Genomic DNA, 13,261 nt, shown 5'->3' with positions numbered 1-13,261 from the left:
TTGGTTACCGTATGACCGGTTGTGCGTCGGGGGCGTTCCGCGGATCCAGGGTCCCCTTGAGGCGGTCGGACGTGACGCCGGCTCCGAGCTGGGTGATCGAGGCGAAGTGGGGCCGCAGCAAGCCACCTTCAAACAACTGAGTGAAGGTTTCTACGACTGTGCCGGCCAGATCAGCGCCTGGGCGACGATGACGTTCTCACCGTTGAAGGTGATAGCGGGGCCTTCGTGCAGTTCGTAGCCAAGGCCGATCATCTCGCTCACCCGGTGGCAGAACGTGGCGTCGTCCGGGCCGGTCAAGACTCGGTAGACGGGCAACCCGTCCGGTGGTGTGCTCATGAGAAAAGGATCTCAGGCCGGCGCCAAGTGTTCATGAACACCCCCAGCTCAATCGCTCCCGAGGCCGAGAGTCGTCGCGCAGCCGGCACGCCTGACGCCGAATCCGATCCGTGGTGACCGAAACGACGACGGCAGCTCATATACCGCCACTCAGCCTCTACGCCGTGAAGAGGTCAATGAGTGCGCGCGCGACATGGCCGGGCGCGCGCAGCTGGGCGCTCCTGCACGCACGGGTGTCGGCGTACGGCCTTCTCCGGCCCTGACAAGATTTCCGTGATGCCGGGGTGTGCTGCCGTGCGCCGTGACGCTCCGTCACGGGTGCCGGCACCGTCAGCCCCCGTCCAGGTCTACGCGCGGCCCGTCCTGAGGTTCCCCGAGGGGCAGGGGCCCCGGATCTCGGCCAAGGTGGCGGCCCGCCGCGATCACCGACTACCGTTCCTCGGCCGCGTATGCCCTCGACGGCGAACTTGGAGCCGTGATAGGCGGCCGGGCCGGGGAACGCGCGCAGACCGCCCATGGAGGTCACTAACAGGATGTGCCCGGCGCGGCGCTCGCGCATGCGGGGCAGGACGGCTTGGGCGACCGCGATGACGGTCTCCGCGCCGTTGGGGCTTTCGAGGTCGAGGAGCAGCTTGTCTCCGATCCTTGCGGCGCGCAGCAGTTTGCGGTTCAGGCGGACGTCCCAGCGGCCCTGCGCGAGTTCGGTGAAGTGCGTCCATGCGCATGACGGTGTCGGTGCTCGCCGACACGGCGGTGCACGCGAGTCCCCCGGCGCCCCTGCAGAAGACACCGGGGCAGACCCCCGGCGGTTACAGGGCCGCGGCTTCCTCAGTGGTGAGGAAACGGAGGTTCTTCACGTGCTCGTTGACGAACATGGGCACGCCGTCCGCAGCCAGATACCACGCCGGCTTGCCCCCGCTGTCGGCGATCACCCTGCCGTTGACGCGGAGGTTCTCGAAGGTGACGTCCTTGACGGCGTGCTCCGCGTCGAGGCCGGCTATCAGCGAGAGGTTGGCGTTCTTGCCGTTGTAGCTGAGGTCCTTGACGTAGACGGACTCGATGCCACGACCGCCCGAGGTGTTCCACTTCGGGTTGTTCGTGATGTGCATGTGGAAGAGCTGGCCCCAGCGGAAGTCCTCCACGCGGATATTGTCGAACTTGACGTCCCGGACGAGGTTGCTGTCGCCGACCATGAAGGCGATGGCGCCCTGGTAGAGCACCTGCGGCTCGCGGTGGTCGAGGATGTCGATGTTCTCGAAGTTCAGGTTCTCCAGCATCTCGGGGTTCTCGGAGTTGCCGTGCACGCCGATGTTGATCGGGTGGGCGACGTCGGCCCAGAGGGTGCAGTTCTTGACGGTGATGTTGCGGGTGTCGCCGTAGAAGTCCCAGCGGTGGGTGTAGAGGGCGACGGAGTCGTCGGACGTGCGAAGGAAGCAGCCGTCGATCGTGACGTTCTCGGAGCAGTAGAGCTGGATGCCGTCGCCCCAGCCCTGTTGGCTGAAGGCGCGCAGGTTCTTGATCTTGAGGTTCTGCGACTCGGCGACTCGGATGTTCTCGTACCGGGGGTTCAGGATCGTGATGCCGTCGACCGTGACGTTCTCGACCTTGCGGATGAATATCGCGCCGTTGGGGGAGTTGTAGAGCACGCCGCGACCGATCAGCCGGGAGTTCTCCACGTTCTCGAAGATCACCTGGGAGGTGAGGACGGCACCGGGGGCCAGGTAGACCGTGGTGTTGCTGGGCACCTTCAGCGTCCGGTCGGGGGTGGTGTGCAGGCCGGGGCCGAAGTACATGACGTTCTTGTCGCCCTCGGCGGGTGGGTTCTGCTCGAGGGGGTTGGCGAGCAGGTGCAGGCAGTCGAAGATCTTGTCGTCGACCTGGACGACGATGTTGCGGGGCCGGTCCAATGTGAAGCGCGCGGTGCTCCCGAGCACCTCAGGCTTGATGCCGTACGAATCCGGACGGATGCGGACCTTCTCGAAGCCGCCCGAGTTGTAGGTGACCTCGACCTCCACGGTGCCGGAGAAGTCGAACATGGCCACGGAGGAGTTCTGAGCTCTGTTGCTGCCGGTGGTGGCGTCGATCAGCGCGAGCTTGGCCAGATAGACGTCGAGTCTCTGCCAGGTGCCGCCGAGCGGCCGGACCTTGACGGTGAAGGAGTTGTTGACCGGAACCTGCGGAAGCGTTGGGTGGACGACAACGATGTCTACTGTGGAACCGGTTGCTCCCGACGAGGCGGTGGCAGCCTGTGCGGTGCCCGCGACGCCAGTGGCCAAGCCGCCGGCGGCGAGGACGCCGACGGTCTGGAGAGCGGTGCGCCGGGAAAGGAACGAGCTCATGGAACTCCTTGATGAACGCGGGTGACGGCCATCTGCGGCCACAGTCGGGGCGTGGGGGCGACGGGCTGATCCGCCATGCCGAAATCTGCGGCATGAGTGAAATCTGCGTCAAGAGATCCTGCGGGTTTTCGAAACAACCGGTTGCCATAGCTGGGTGCTCACAAGCAAGGTGGTCGCGGCTTGGCAACGCGAGGCCACGGGTGGTCGTCGAGGAACGGGCGGCCAGGGCCGGGCAGCCGGGTCAACACAGCGGCAGGCTGGCGATGCAGTCGGTGGCCACTCTCGGCAGGTCGACCAGGAAGGCCTGCGCCGCCTGCTGCGCGGACACCCGCGGACGATGGACCCGCCAATTGCGGCGGGCAGGATCCGCAGGAGCTTGCGGACGTGCCGGCCACCGACCGACCGTGACGTCATTCGTCCCTGTGCTGGACGGCCGCCCGTCACTGGGCCAACGGCTCACACTGCCCGGCAAGTTGCCTCATCCCGCGGCGCGCAGTGCGATGAGATCGGCGGACAGCCTCCCCGCTCCCGGGTGCCTCCACCGCATCGCCCGGGTACCACGACTCCGAACTGCGGGCAGTGCCCACGCCACGTGGTGCGCAGCGGCCAGGAGATCAGACACGGTGTACCCAGGTGTGCAGTCGCGACCGCCGCACTTTGCCGCCACGCGGAGCGGAGCCACTCTCCGCCGCTGGGGCCGGACAGGCGCCGTGATCTCCCCCTCGGGGCACCCTGCCCATGGCGTGCCCAGAGGAGCGGACAACCGCGGTCAACAACCGTGCGATCCGCCCCCGACGACGAGCCAGGGAAGAGGTAACCGCGCAGGTCAGGAGGGTGCCCCCGTAAGCGCCGTCGCTTCCCGAGCTGAGAGCGCAAGTTCGATTCTCGTCACCCGCTCTGAGGAAAACCCCCAGGGCAAAGACCCGGGGGTTTCGTGTTGTCCGGCCCCGGGGGCGGTGGTGCACCACTAGCGCAACACCAGAGTGCGCGGAGGCTTCTCTCCTGCTCAGACCCGCCGCATACGCCGCAGAGCAGTGCGCGCTGGGAGGACGGTGGCCGTCGTTGCGAAGATCAGGCAGCCGGCCACCGCGCCGATGACCCAGGGCCAGGCCACCGACAACTCCACTGGCATGCCGAGCCGTTCGCGCAGGCCGTGCACCGTGCCGAACAGGGCCGGTGTCGCACCGGACAGGCGCAGGACGCGGAAGTCACGCACCCGGCCGGCGGTGGCCGTCAGCAGGGTGGCAGCGAGGGCGAGCGCCGTATAGCCCGCCGACACGGCGACGAGGATCAGGGTGAAAAACCTAACCAGCCGGTCCTCCTCGGCGTCGTCCAAGGCCGCGTACGCCTCCACCGAGATCGACAGTGGCGGACGTTCGGCGCACGGCGGTGATCATGTTCTCGCGTACGAGCAGGGCCGTCGCACCGGGGCGCCGGGCGAGCGGCCGGGTCAGCGCCCCGATCACGGGCCCGACCAGCGCCGGTACGAGGAGGGTCAGGCCGGCCGTCAGGCTCATCGCGGTGCTGAGGGCCGGCAGTACCATGCCGTCGGCCCCTGAGAAGGGCATGCCCCCACCGAGCAGACCGCGCCCACGCCCGTCGCCGCCAGCCCGGCGATCCAGCGCCGGCGCGTCATCGGCCGACCGTCCACCGCCGCCTCCCGCATGGCCTTCAGCGGCCTTACCCGGGCTGCGTGTCGCGACGCGGTTTCCGCTCCGAGGAGTGCGACCAGCACCCCCAGAGCCCAGGCCGCGGCCGGTGTCCACCACTGGATGCGCACCTCGAAGTCCGCCGGCTGGAAGCCCGCGTCGATCAGCAACCCGGTCATGGCGGGGGGCGAGTACGAGGCCCAGCAGTGCCCCCGCCGCCGCGCCGGCGGCACCCACTGTCAGAGCCTCCCCGTACACCAGTCGCCTCAGCTGTCGCGGTGTGGCGCCGATCGTGCGCAGCAGGCCGAACTCCCGGCGCCGCAGCGCGACGGCGAACGCGAGCATGGAGGACACGATGAAGACCGTGACGAAGGCGGAGAGCAGTGCCATGGCAGTGAGGCACCTGGCCGCCGATCCAGCGGGTCATCTCCTCCTGCTTCGGGGCGAGCGCGTCACGTGAGGCACCGGTCAGGACGGTGCCGTCGCCGCCGACGACGTGTCGCGCGGCGGTCGCGACGCGGGTGGTGTCGGTTCCGGGCTCCAGGACCAGTCGGTACACGCACTTCGGGGAGAAGTTCCGTCACTTCACTCAACCCGCCAACAAATCAACGGTGTTGCTGCACAACAGACCGGCGCCCGCTTCCCCGTTGCGGGCGCCGGTCATGCAGTCGTACATCCGGGATGCCGGTGAGGACCCCGTACTTCTACGTGGTTCGACGTGGTTTCACGGAATGGGTGGGATGCGTGGTCACTCGTGCGCCCCGAGGCGGTGCTGACGTCGAACCGGACCTCGGTACCCAGGCCGAGCAGGTCCCGCCGCGCCGGGGGCGACAGCACCCCCAGCAGACTGCGCGCGGGCCACTCGTCGGACCCGATGGGACGAGGAGAGTGCGGGCGGGTTTCGTTCCGAGCAGACAGCAGCGGTGCGGGGTGTGCGGGACGCGGACCTGGTCGGCGCCTTCCCGCAACCTGACGGAAAGGCCGGAGCGCCTCAGGCGACGTCGTGGACGTTGTGCTCGATCAGGTCGGATGCGTGCCGGGCAATGGCGCGGTAGTCGGCATCGTCGTGGAGGACAGCAAGACCGTGGTGGGCCGCGGTGGCGGCGATGACGAGGTCCACCGCCGAGGCGCCGCGGTGTTCCCCTGCCCGGGCCATACGGTGTTGCACCGCGCCGATCCAGCGCCCCGCGTTCTTCGGCACCGACACGTCCGGGTAGAGATCAGTGAACATCTCCGTGATCTCGTCGTACTCGCGTCCGTTCCGGGCGCTGTGGAGAAACTCGACGCGTTGCACGTAGCAGGATGCGATGGCCCCGGCGTCGATCGCGTCGTACCAGGCCGATTGCAGCTTTGGATCGCGGAGCAGCCGGACCAGGCCGGACGTGTCGAGCAAGTAGATCACCGGCTGCGCTTCTCCGCTTGGTGCAAACGCTCTGCAGCCTCTACGGCACCCCACTCACGCGCACGTTCGAAGTGACGGCTGATGCGCGCCGCGCGCTCTTGCTGTTCGGCGTAGAAGTGCAGAGCGAGGTTGACTGCCTCCTTCTTGGTCCTGACCTTGGACAGAGCCATGGTGCGTGCCAGGGCGTCGTCATCGATGTCGATCTGGGTCACGGACATGCGTCACCTCCCACATAGTGTTGGCGATGTACATAGCAGAATACGTTACCAACATAGCGCACGTCCGGGTGCCGGATCCCGACGTGTGCAGTCGCGACGCACACTCCAGATCAGGCCGAGACGCGATGCGGTCCGGTCGGCGAAACGTCGCCCGCACACATGACCCGGCTGCTGGTCGCTCCCCGTGTCCACAGGGTGCCCGTAAGAGCGGACGACCACGGGCAACAGCGGTGGCGAGGCCCAGATCCCGCCCGCGCAACGGCGTCAGCACGACGCGTCCCCGCAGGTCAGCAGTAAGGTGGGCCCGGCAGCGCCGTCGCGTGGCCTGGGATTTGTTTTTGCTGGGCCTGCCGACCCGGGATGCGGCCATGGTCGAACCGGTGCTGCCCCGCGCTGGCCACTGGTGAGGAGATCGCGACGGTCGCGGTCGACGCGGGTGTCGCCGAGGACGTACTCGCCGCGATGACGGCGGCGCTTCGACGGACGCGCAGTGGTGGTCGAGAGCTCATCCACCTTCCTGGCCAGGAGCGCATCGCCGATATCCGTGAAAGAAGGGGCGTAGCCGACTCCGGCTGCCGAGGTGCACTTCCGTGCCGCCGCACCGGCGCACCAGCGCATCCCGCCAACAGCGATATTCCTGCGGGGAGTCGGGAACCTCCGGGCGCCCGACGGCGTTCCTGTCACTGATGGCCGGACGAGCCGGGTGTCGGCTCGCAGTGCCCAACCGCTGATCGCGTACGACGACTTGACCGGGGGCAAGAGGCGTGCAGCAGCACCGCGCACACCCCACGCGTCCGGCCGCCGTCGTGCTCTCCGCGCTGCTCGCGGTCCTGACCTTCCTCCTGCCGGTGTCGGCCAAGTCGGCGTCCCGCCTGTCCTCGACGGGCACGGCCGCGGCAGCGACCGCGCAGGCGTCCGCGACCGCCGACGCGCAGCGACCCGTCACCGTGGCGCACCCCGCGCTCGCGCACGCCCCCGCCGTGCCGTACCCGATCCACGGCTTCCTGGGCCCTGGCGCCGGGGAGGCAGCCCCGCACCGCGCTGTCGGCGGTCCCGCCGTGGCCGTGGTGGTCGCGGCCGCGGGAGCGAGCCGGGGCGGGCACGTGTGTCGGCCGCGCGGGCCGCCGTCGCGATGGAGCACTGAAGTCCGCATCGACGCCTGACCGTTCGCCTCCGCGCCCGGGGCAGACGTCGGTTCCGTCTGCCTGCCCATCGTGGAGAACCCATGTCTCGCGCGCCCATGTGGCGGGCGATCGTCGCCCTAGGTGTGATCGCCGCCTCGCTCTTCTTCGCTCTCACCCAGTCCGCCCGCCTCGGCCTCGACCTGCGCGGCGGCACCCAGATCGTCCTGGAGACCAAGGACTCACCCGTCGTCAAGGCCGATGCCGAATCGACCCAGCGGGCCCTGGAGGTGCTCCGCCAGCGGATCGACGCGCTCGGCGTGTCCGAGCCGAGCCTGTACCGGTCCGGACAGCAGCGGATCTTCGTCGAGCTGCCCGGCGTTCAGGACCCGCGCGAGGCCGCCGAAGTCATCGGCCGCACCGCTCAGTTGACCGTCCACCCGGTGCAGGGCGTGACGGACAAGCAGGAGGAGAAGAAGGGGAAGCCGGCCGAGGACGGCTCGCGCACCCTGGCCGATCCCGACCTGAAGGGAGCGTTCCTCAAACTCGGGCCCACCGCCCTGACCGGCGAGGGCGTCAAGGACGCCGAGGCGGTGCTCGACCAGCAGAGGATGTCGGGCTGGATGGTCAACCTCACCTTCCGCGGCCAGGCAGGCGAGGACTGGGCACGGATCACCGGGGCGGCGGCCTGCGCCCCGCAGGGCGCCCCCGAGCGGCGCGTCGCCATCGTCCTGGACGGCAAGGTCCTCTCGGCGCCCGGCGTCAACGCGGACGTGGCGTGCGAGGTCGGCATCTCCGGCGGCTCCACGCAGATCACCGGCGGCTTCGGCCGGGAAGAGGCCCGCGAGCTGGCCGCGCTCGTCAAGGGCGGTGCGCTGCCGGTGCCCGTGGAGGTCGTGGAACAGCGCACCGTCGGCCCCACGCTCGGTGCCGACGCCATCGCCGCCAGCACCCAGGCCGCGATCATCGGGCTCGCCCTGACGGGGCTGTTCATCCTCGTCGTCTACCGGCTGCTCGGCGCCCTGGCCACCCTCGCGCTCGCGCTGTACGGGCTGATCTCCTACGCCGCACTGGTCGCTCTGGGCGCGACCCTGACCCTGCCCGGACTCGCCGGTTTCGTCCTGGCGATCGGCATGGCGGTGGACGCGAACGTGCTGGTCTTCGAGCGTGCCCGCGAGGAGTATCTGGGAGTCCGCGCCCTGAAGTCGGCACCGGCGGCAGCGGCGCACCTGGACAAGCCGCTGCGCACCGGCTTCGGCAAGACCTTCAGCGCGGTGGTCGACTCGAATGTGACCACGCTGCTCGCGGCCGGGCTGCTCTTCTTCTTCGCCACCGGACCCGTCAAGGGCTTCGGCGTCACGCTCTCCATCGGTGTCCTCGTCTCGATGATCTCGGCCCTGGTGATCACCCGGGTCCTCGCCGACTTCGCGATCCGGCGCCGCTACGTGCGGGGCCGGCCCGGCCTGACCGGGATCACCTCCACCGGCCGGGTGCGTGCCTGGCTCGCGCACCGCAAACCCCGCCTGGTGCACCACCGGCGCCGCTGGCTCGGCTTCAGCGCGCTGCTGATCGTGGTCGCCGTCGCCGGAATCGGCCTGCGCGGCCTGGACTTCGGGGTGGAGTTCACCGGTGGGCGCCTGGTGGAGTACAGCACCAGCAGGCCCGTGGACGTGGACGCGGCGCGGACGGCGGTCACGGACGCCGGGTTCCCGCGCGCGGTGGTGCAGGAGTCGGGGGACGGGGACATCTCGGTACGCACCGGTGAGCTGAGCAACGACCAGCAGCACACGATCAAGACGGCGCTGGCGAAGGAGGGCGGCGAGGTCACCGTCGAGCGGGACGAGCTGATCGGCCCGAGCCTCGGCGACGAACTGCGCCGGCACGCGCTCATCGCGCTCGGCATCGCCGTCGCGGCCCAGCTGATCTACCTCAGCGTGCGGTTCCGGTGGACGTTCGCCGCCGCGGCGGTCTCGGCCATGGTGCACGACGTGCTGCTTGTGGTGGGCCTGTTCGCCTGGCTCGGCAAGCCCGTCGACAGCGTCTTCCTGGCGGCCCTGCTCACGGTCATCGGGTACTCCGTCAATGACACCGTCGTCGTCTTCGACCGGGTGCGCGAGGCACGCCGCCGCGACCCGGCGGCGGACCTGGAGACCACCGCGAACAAGGCCGTCATCCAGACGCTGCCGCGCACGGTGAACACCGGTATGGGCGCGCTGTTCATCCTGGCGGCCCTGGCCGTGCTCGGCGGTGACTCGCTCGCGGACTTCTCGGTGGCGCTGATCGCCGGCGTGGTGATCGGTATGGCGTCGACGGTGTTCACCGCCGTGCCGATCGCCGTGCAGCTCGAAGGCAGCCACCCGGCGCCGCCGGTGCGCCCCGGGCGCAGCGAGGACAGCGGGGCGCGCGGTCCGCTGGAGCGACGCGGGCGGGCGCGGGATTCAGGCGCTGTGGTGTGAGGACGCGCGGAGGCTCGCGAGGATGACGCGGATGGGTGCCGAGCGCATCCCCACCGGCCGCCTCGTCATCCCCGCAGAGGCCGGATTGGGGATGACGGTACGGGTGGAGCGCCTCCTGGCGGGTGACGCCTCGCGCGCGCCGCGGAAGATCCGCACCTGCGGGGTGGCTGGGAGACGGACGGTCTCGTGGGCACCGGGCAGATACGCTGCTGCGCTTCTCTCTCCCCCTCCCCGCAGGTCGGCCATGGCCCGCGTCGACCGCCCTTCTCCAGGAGTGCGAGGCTTGGCGTCGAGGCCGTCCGGATCGGGAGCGAAGTCACGGCCGATGAGGTCGGGCCGGGCGGAGGCCCGCGGGTCCGGGGACCGTCGTCAACCGCGGTCGCCTGCGGTGCCGGCCCTGCGGTCCGGCATTGCGCATCAATCTGGCGATGCGGCGCCGTCCGCAGTCCTCGCCCTGTCGTTGCAGGACGGCGTGAACCCGCGGGGCCCCGTAGGTTCCGCGGGACCGGTCGTGGACTTCGGTGATCTTCTCGGTCAGCTCGGCATCGCGGATGGCCCGCGGAACGGGCCTGCCAGTGCGGCGGGCGTAGAAGGCGGCTCGGGAGACCTGCAGCAGTTCACACGCGCGCTTGTCCTGAGGCGACTGATGCCGCACTCGACCCCGTGCCCGGCCTTGTAGTCCTGTGCGCTGCCTCGTCCGCCCTCACCCGTCGCGGAGTTGAGCAAGCCTTCCGCCTGGACCACCGTCCCCGAGCATCACGCTCCCGTTGCTCCGCAACGGACTTTTCGGCTCGGTGGAAGTCGTCGTGGATCTGATGCACCGCGCTGAACCCGAAGACGCCCCGTCTTGACTGGGCGTCACGAAGCATCCGCGTCGTGATCGACGAAGGGCATCCCGGACGCCAGAGCGAGGGCAGCGTCGGCGAAGTACTGCTCGTCGGCACCAGGGGCAAGACCGAGGGGGACGCCCTGGCTGAGGCCGACGAACAGCGCCCTGAGCGCGGTGGTCAGGCGTTGAGCCTGTCGCGACGTCACGACGCTTCCGTTGTGCGACCTTCCGGTGAACAGCGTAATCAGATGCTCCTCCTGCGACCGGATGGACGTGGCGAGTTGGGACCCCAGCTCCGGGTCATGCAGGGCCATGTCCAGCAAGGTGATCTGGAGGGACAGGCGGGACAGCGCGTCCGGGGCGTCACAACTGCGCCGGTAGTACCGGGCAAAGGCGTCGACCGCTTCCAGTAGATCAAGTCCAGCGGGAACCGCCTGCTCGATCCCCTCGTAGTGCGGCCGCAGGTGGTCGGCGACCAGGGCGACCATCAGGCCGTTCTTGCTCCCGAACAGTGAGTAGATGGCGCCCGTGGTCAGGTCGGCGCGTTCGGCGATCTCCTCAAGCCTGGCCCGGTACCCGTCCCGGGACACGACCTGGAACGCGGCGTCCAGCAAGGCGCGGCGGTTGCGTTCCTTGGCCTCAGCTCTCGTCATTCTCATAACTTGATTATTACCGTAATCTTGTTACGGAAAATCGGTCGGGACAAGCATGGAGGAGGATGCTCATGGCCCAGGTCGTGGCATCGCGGGTGACCCGTCAGACGGTGGGTGCCATCGCCGATGGCGCCTTCAAGGTGTTGCTTGCCGCGGTCTCCATCGCCGGCGCCGCCCCGCTCGGCCGGTTACTCGGCGCACCGGCCTGGCTGATGGTCGTCTCAGGCGCGGCCCTGCTGATCGGCGGCGGCATCGAGATCAGATACACGCGCAGCCGGTCGATGCGCACCTACACGCAGCTCATGATTGCCTACGACGGTGGCTGGGTGTTGGCGACCCTGACCGGCCTCCTGATGGCGTGGCAGGGCAGCACCGCCGGGGGTGAAGTCTGGATGGGCTACCAGACAGTCGCCCCCCTCCTGTTCGCGGCACTGCTGGTCGCCGCTGCCCCTCCGCAGACGACCTCGGGCACTCGGTGCGACACCTCGGATTGAGCGAGACCGGACAGTAACTGCGCGGACTACGGATGAACCACTCGCACGGGGGGGCGGTCCCACGCGGACAGCAATTGAATTCAGCTCTCGCGGGTCTGCTCGATGGCTGTGCGCAGCAGCTCGGCCATGGATCGGCCGGCCACCCGCAGGGGCTCCGGATCGCGGGCGGCCCGGGAGAGTACGAACGCCCCCTCCAGGATCATGATCATCGAGTACGCGAGTGATCGCGCCGCGCTCTCGTCGGGCACCCAGCGGCCGAACCACTGTTCACCGGCGTTGACCCACTCGGCGAAAACCTCCGCCGTCGCGACCCGTAGGACCTCATTGGTGCTGGCGACCTCCAACGCCACCGTCGCGATCGGGCACGCGTCGGCGTAATCGGTCGCGGCAAGGTCGTCCGCGGCCGCCTCGAAGACGTGCAGGACGGACTCGACCGGGTCCGGAACACCGGTCAGCACTGCCATCACCATCCGGCCGTATGCGGCTCCGGACGTGCGGATCGTTTCCTCGGCCAGTTGCTGCTTACCGCCGGGGAAGAAGTGGTAGATCGACCCGAAAGGCGCCTCCGCTTCCGTCGCTATCCGCTTCAGACCGGTGCCCGAGTACCCGTGACGCCGGAACAGCTCCGTGGCAGCACCCTGGATCCTGGTCCGCGTGTCCGGCGGTCGCTGTGCCATGACTCTTCGCCCCTTCCGCGCCACGGTCTTGGCATGCCCGATCGGCCCTACTAGATTACAGTAGAACGATCTATCAAATGGGGGTGCGATGCTGCGGATCGAGCTGTCGTCCGGACCGATCGACTATCAGGACACCGGCGGCGAAGGGCCGGTGCTGGTGTTCGGCCATGGTCTGCCGATGAACGAGACGCAGTGGCGCAAGGTGGTACCCCTGCTGGACGGGTATCGCTGCATCCTGCCCACGCTGCCCCTGGGCGGTCATCGCCAGCCGATGAACCCGGACGCCGACCTCTCCCACCGTGGTGTCGCGCGACTGCTGGGTGAGTTCATCGCACGGCTGGGACTGGACGAAGTGACCCTCGTCCTCAACGACTGGGGCGGTGGCCAGTTCCTGGTGTCGGAAGATCAGGGCCGGAAGGTCGCGCGGCTGGTGCTGGTGGCCTGCGAGGCGTTCGACAACTTTCCCCCGGGACCGGCCAAGGCATTGGCGACCGTGTGCAGGGTTCCCGGCGGCGTCTGGCTTCTGACGCGGTTGATGCGTGTCCCTTCGTTCCGGAACAACCGCAACGGATACGGCGGGATGAGCCTGCGAGGGGTTCCGGACGAGATCATGGACGACTGGTTCGCTCCCGCGACCCGGAGCAGGGCCATTCGCCGGGACTTCGCCAAGTTCGCCACCTCGGCGCCCAAGCGTGAGGCCTTGCTGGCGTGGAGCGAGCAGCTGCGTGATTTCGACCGCCCTGTGCTGGTCGTCTGGGCGGCCGAAGACCGACTGATGCCCCGTGAACACGGCCCCCGACTGGCAGAGTTGTACCCGAAGGGCCAACTGATCGAGATCGCCGACTCTTCCACCCTCGTCCCCGAGGATCAGCCTGAACAACTGGCCGAAGCGCTCACCGACTTCCTGGTCGCGACCGGAGCAGAGCCGGTCCGGCACATCGACTGAGCGCGCGGGCGGTTGGCGACCTCGGGTCAGGGACCTGGGCTGCCGTTGGCCACCTGACGGCGATCCCGATGGCGTGAACGTCGCGGGTCGGGCGCGACCGTTCGAAGACGGGACGTGGCGGTGCCGCCTCGCGTCAGTCCC

13 protein-coding genes and 2 pseudogenes are annotated in these 13,261 nt (G+C 69.0%); 4 read left to right on the top strand and 11 right to left on the bottom strand.

Features of this window, described 5'->3' with window-relative positions:
* Positions 1-150 precede the first annotated feature (150 nt).
* From ABZ078_RS21630 to ABZ078_RS21595, 8 genes and pseudogenes are all read right to left on the bottom strand, one after another.
* Positions 151-336 (bottom strand): DUF1737 domain-containing protein, encoded by a 186-nt coding sequence (locus ABZ078_RS21630; RefSeq protein WP_356577460.1) that lies wholly within the window; start codon positions 334-336, stop codon positions 151-153.
* Positions 337-784: 448 nt separating this feature from the next.
* Positions 785-925: pseudogene (locus tag ABZ078_RS21625) on the bottom strand (SDR family NAD(P)-dependent oxidoreductase); the annotation flags it as partial.
* Between the two features lie 220 nt (positions 926-1,145).
* Positions 1,146-2,675 carry a glycosyl hydrolase family 28 protein gene (locus ABZ078_RS21620; RefSeq protein ID WP_356577459.1) on the bottom strand — a complete coding sequence of 510 codons (1,530 nt, stop codon included), beginning with the start codon at positions 2,673-2,675 and terminating at the stop codon, positions 1,146-1,148.
* A gap of 1,006 nt (positions 2,676-3,681) precedes the next feature.
* The gene (locus tag ABZ078_RS21615) at positions 3,682-4,011 is read right to left on the bottom strand and encodes a hypothetical protein (RefSeq protein WP_356577457.1); all 330 of its coding nucleotides are present in this window, start codon (positions 4,009-4,011) and stop codon (positions 3,682-3,684) included.
* Positions 3,980-4,243, bottom strand: coding sequence for a hypothetical protein (locus ABZ078_RS21610; RefSeq protein ID WP_356577536.1), 264 nt, complete (start codon positions 4,241-4,243; stop codon positions 3,980-3,982). Before ABZ078_RS21610 ends, ABZ078_RS21615 begins: the two co-directional genes overlap by 32 nt.
* 324 nt (positions 4,244-4,567) lie before the next feature.
* Positions 4,568-4,669 (bottom strand): annotated as a pseudogene (locus ABZ078_RS21605) (FtsX-like permease family protein); the annotation flags it as partial.
* Between the two features lie 646 nt (positions 4,670-5,315).
* Positions 5,316-5,726, bottom strand: a complete 411-nt coding sequence (locus tag ABZ078_RS21600) for a PIN domain-containing protein (protein ID WP_356577455.1) — start codon at positions 5,724-5,726, stop codon at positions 5,316-5,318.
* Positions 5,723-5,944: a type II toxin-antitoxin system VapB family antitoxin gene (locus ABZ078_RS21595; RefSeq protein ID WP_356577453.1), complete on the bottom strand. Its 222-nt coding sequence runs from the start codon at positions 5,942-5,944 to the stop codon at positions 5,723-5,725. Before ABZ078_RS21595 ends, ABZ078_RS21600 begins: the two co-directional genes overlap by 4 nt.
* Positions 5,945-6,708: 764 nt before the next feature.
* On the opposite strand from ABZ078_RS21595, the gene ABZ078_RS21590 reads away from it, so the two are divergent.
* Both ABZ078_RS21590 and secD read left to right on the top strand, forming a co-directional pair.
* The gene (locus ABZ078_RS21590) at positions 6,709-7,107 is read left to right on the top strand and encodes a hypothetical protein (protein ID WP_356577452.1); all 399 of its coding nucleotides are present in this window, start codon (positions 6,709-6,711) and stop codon (positions 7,105-7,107) included.
* A 62-nt stretch (positions 7,108-7,169) separates the two neighbouring features.
* Positions 7,170-9,521 carry a protein translocase subunit SecD gene (secD, locus tag ABZ078_RS21585; protein ID WP_356577450.1) on the top strand — a complete coding sequence of 784 codons (2,352 nt, stop codon included), beginning with the start codon at positions 7,170-7,172 and terminating at the stop codon, positions 9,519-9,521.
* Positions 9,522-9,837: 316 nt separating this feature from the next.
* On the opposite strand, the gene ABZ078_RS21580 is transcribed toward secD, so the two are convergent.
* Both ABZ078_RS21580 and ABZ078_RS21575 read right to left on the bottom strand, forming a co-directional pair.
* Positions 9,838-10,176 carry an IS3 family transposase gene (locus ABZ078_RS21580; RefSeq protein ID WP_356577449.1) on the bottom strand — a complete coding sequence of 113 codons (339 nt, stop codon included), beginning with the start codon at positions 10,174-10,176 and terminating at the stop codon, positions 9,838-9,840.
* Between the two features lie 203 nt (positions 10,177-10,379).
* A complete protein-coding gene (locus ABZ078_RS21575; protein WP_356577447.1) occupies positions 10,380-11,003 on the bottom strand; it encodes a TetR/AcrR family transcriptional regulator in 624 nt (207 codons plus the stop codon).
* Positions 11,004-11,074: 71 nt separating this feature from the next.
* On the opposite strand from ABZ078_RS21575, the gene ABZ078_RS21570 reads away from it, so the two are divergent.
* A complete protein-coding gene (locus ABZ078_RS21570; RefSeq protein ID WP_356577446.1) occupies positions 11,075-11,497 on the top strand; it encodes a hypothetical protein in 423 nt (140 codons plus the stop codon).
* Positions 11,498-11,577: 80 nt separating this feature from the next.
* Here ABZ078_RS21570 and ABZ078_RS21565 read toward each other — a convergent pair whose 3' ends face one another.
* Positions 11,578-12,174: a TetR/AcrR family transcriptional regulator gene (locus tag ABZ078_RS21565; RefSeq protein ID WP_356577444.1), complete on the bottom strand. Its 597-nt coding sequence runs from the start codon at positions 12,172-12,174 to the stop codon at positions 11,578-11,580.
* A gap of 88 nt (positions 12,175-12,262) precedes the next feature.
* On the opposite strand from ABZ078_RS21565, the gene ABZ078_RS21560 reads away from it, so the two are divergent.
* Positions 12,263-13,120 (top strand): alpha/beta hydrolase, encoded by an 858-nt coding sequence (locus ABZ078_RS21560; protein ID WP_356577442.1) that lies wholly within the window; start codon positions 12,263-12,265, stop codon positions 13,118-13,120.
* The last annotated feature ends 141 nt before the right edge of the window (positions 13,121-13,261 follow it).

Source organism: Streptomyces sp. NPDC006385 (assembly GCF_040612485.1).
Lineage (GTDB): Bacteria > Actinomycetota > Actinomycetes > Streptomycetales > Streptomycetaceae > Streptomyces.
The sequence above is the reverse complement of the archived record's forward strand: the minus strand, read 5'-3'. Positions and strand labels throughout refer to the sequence as shown.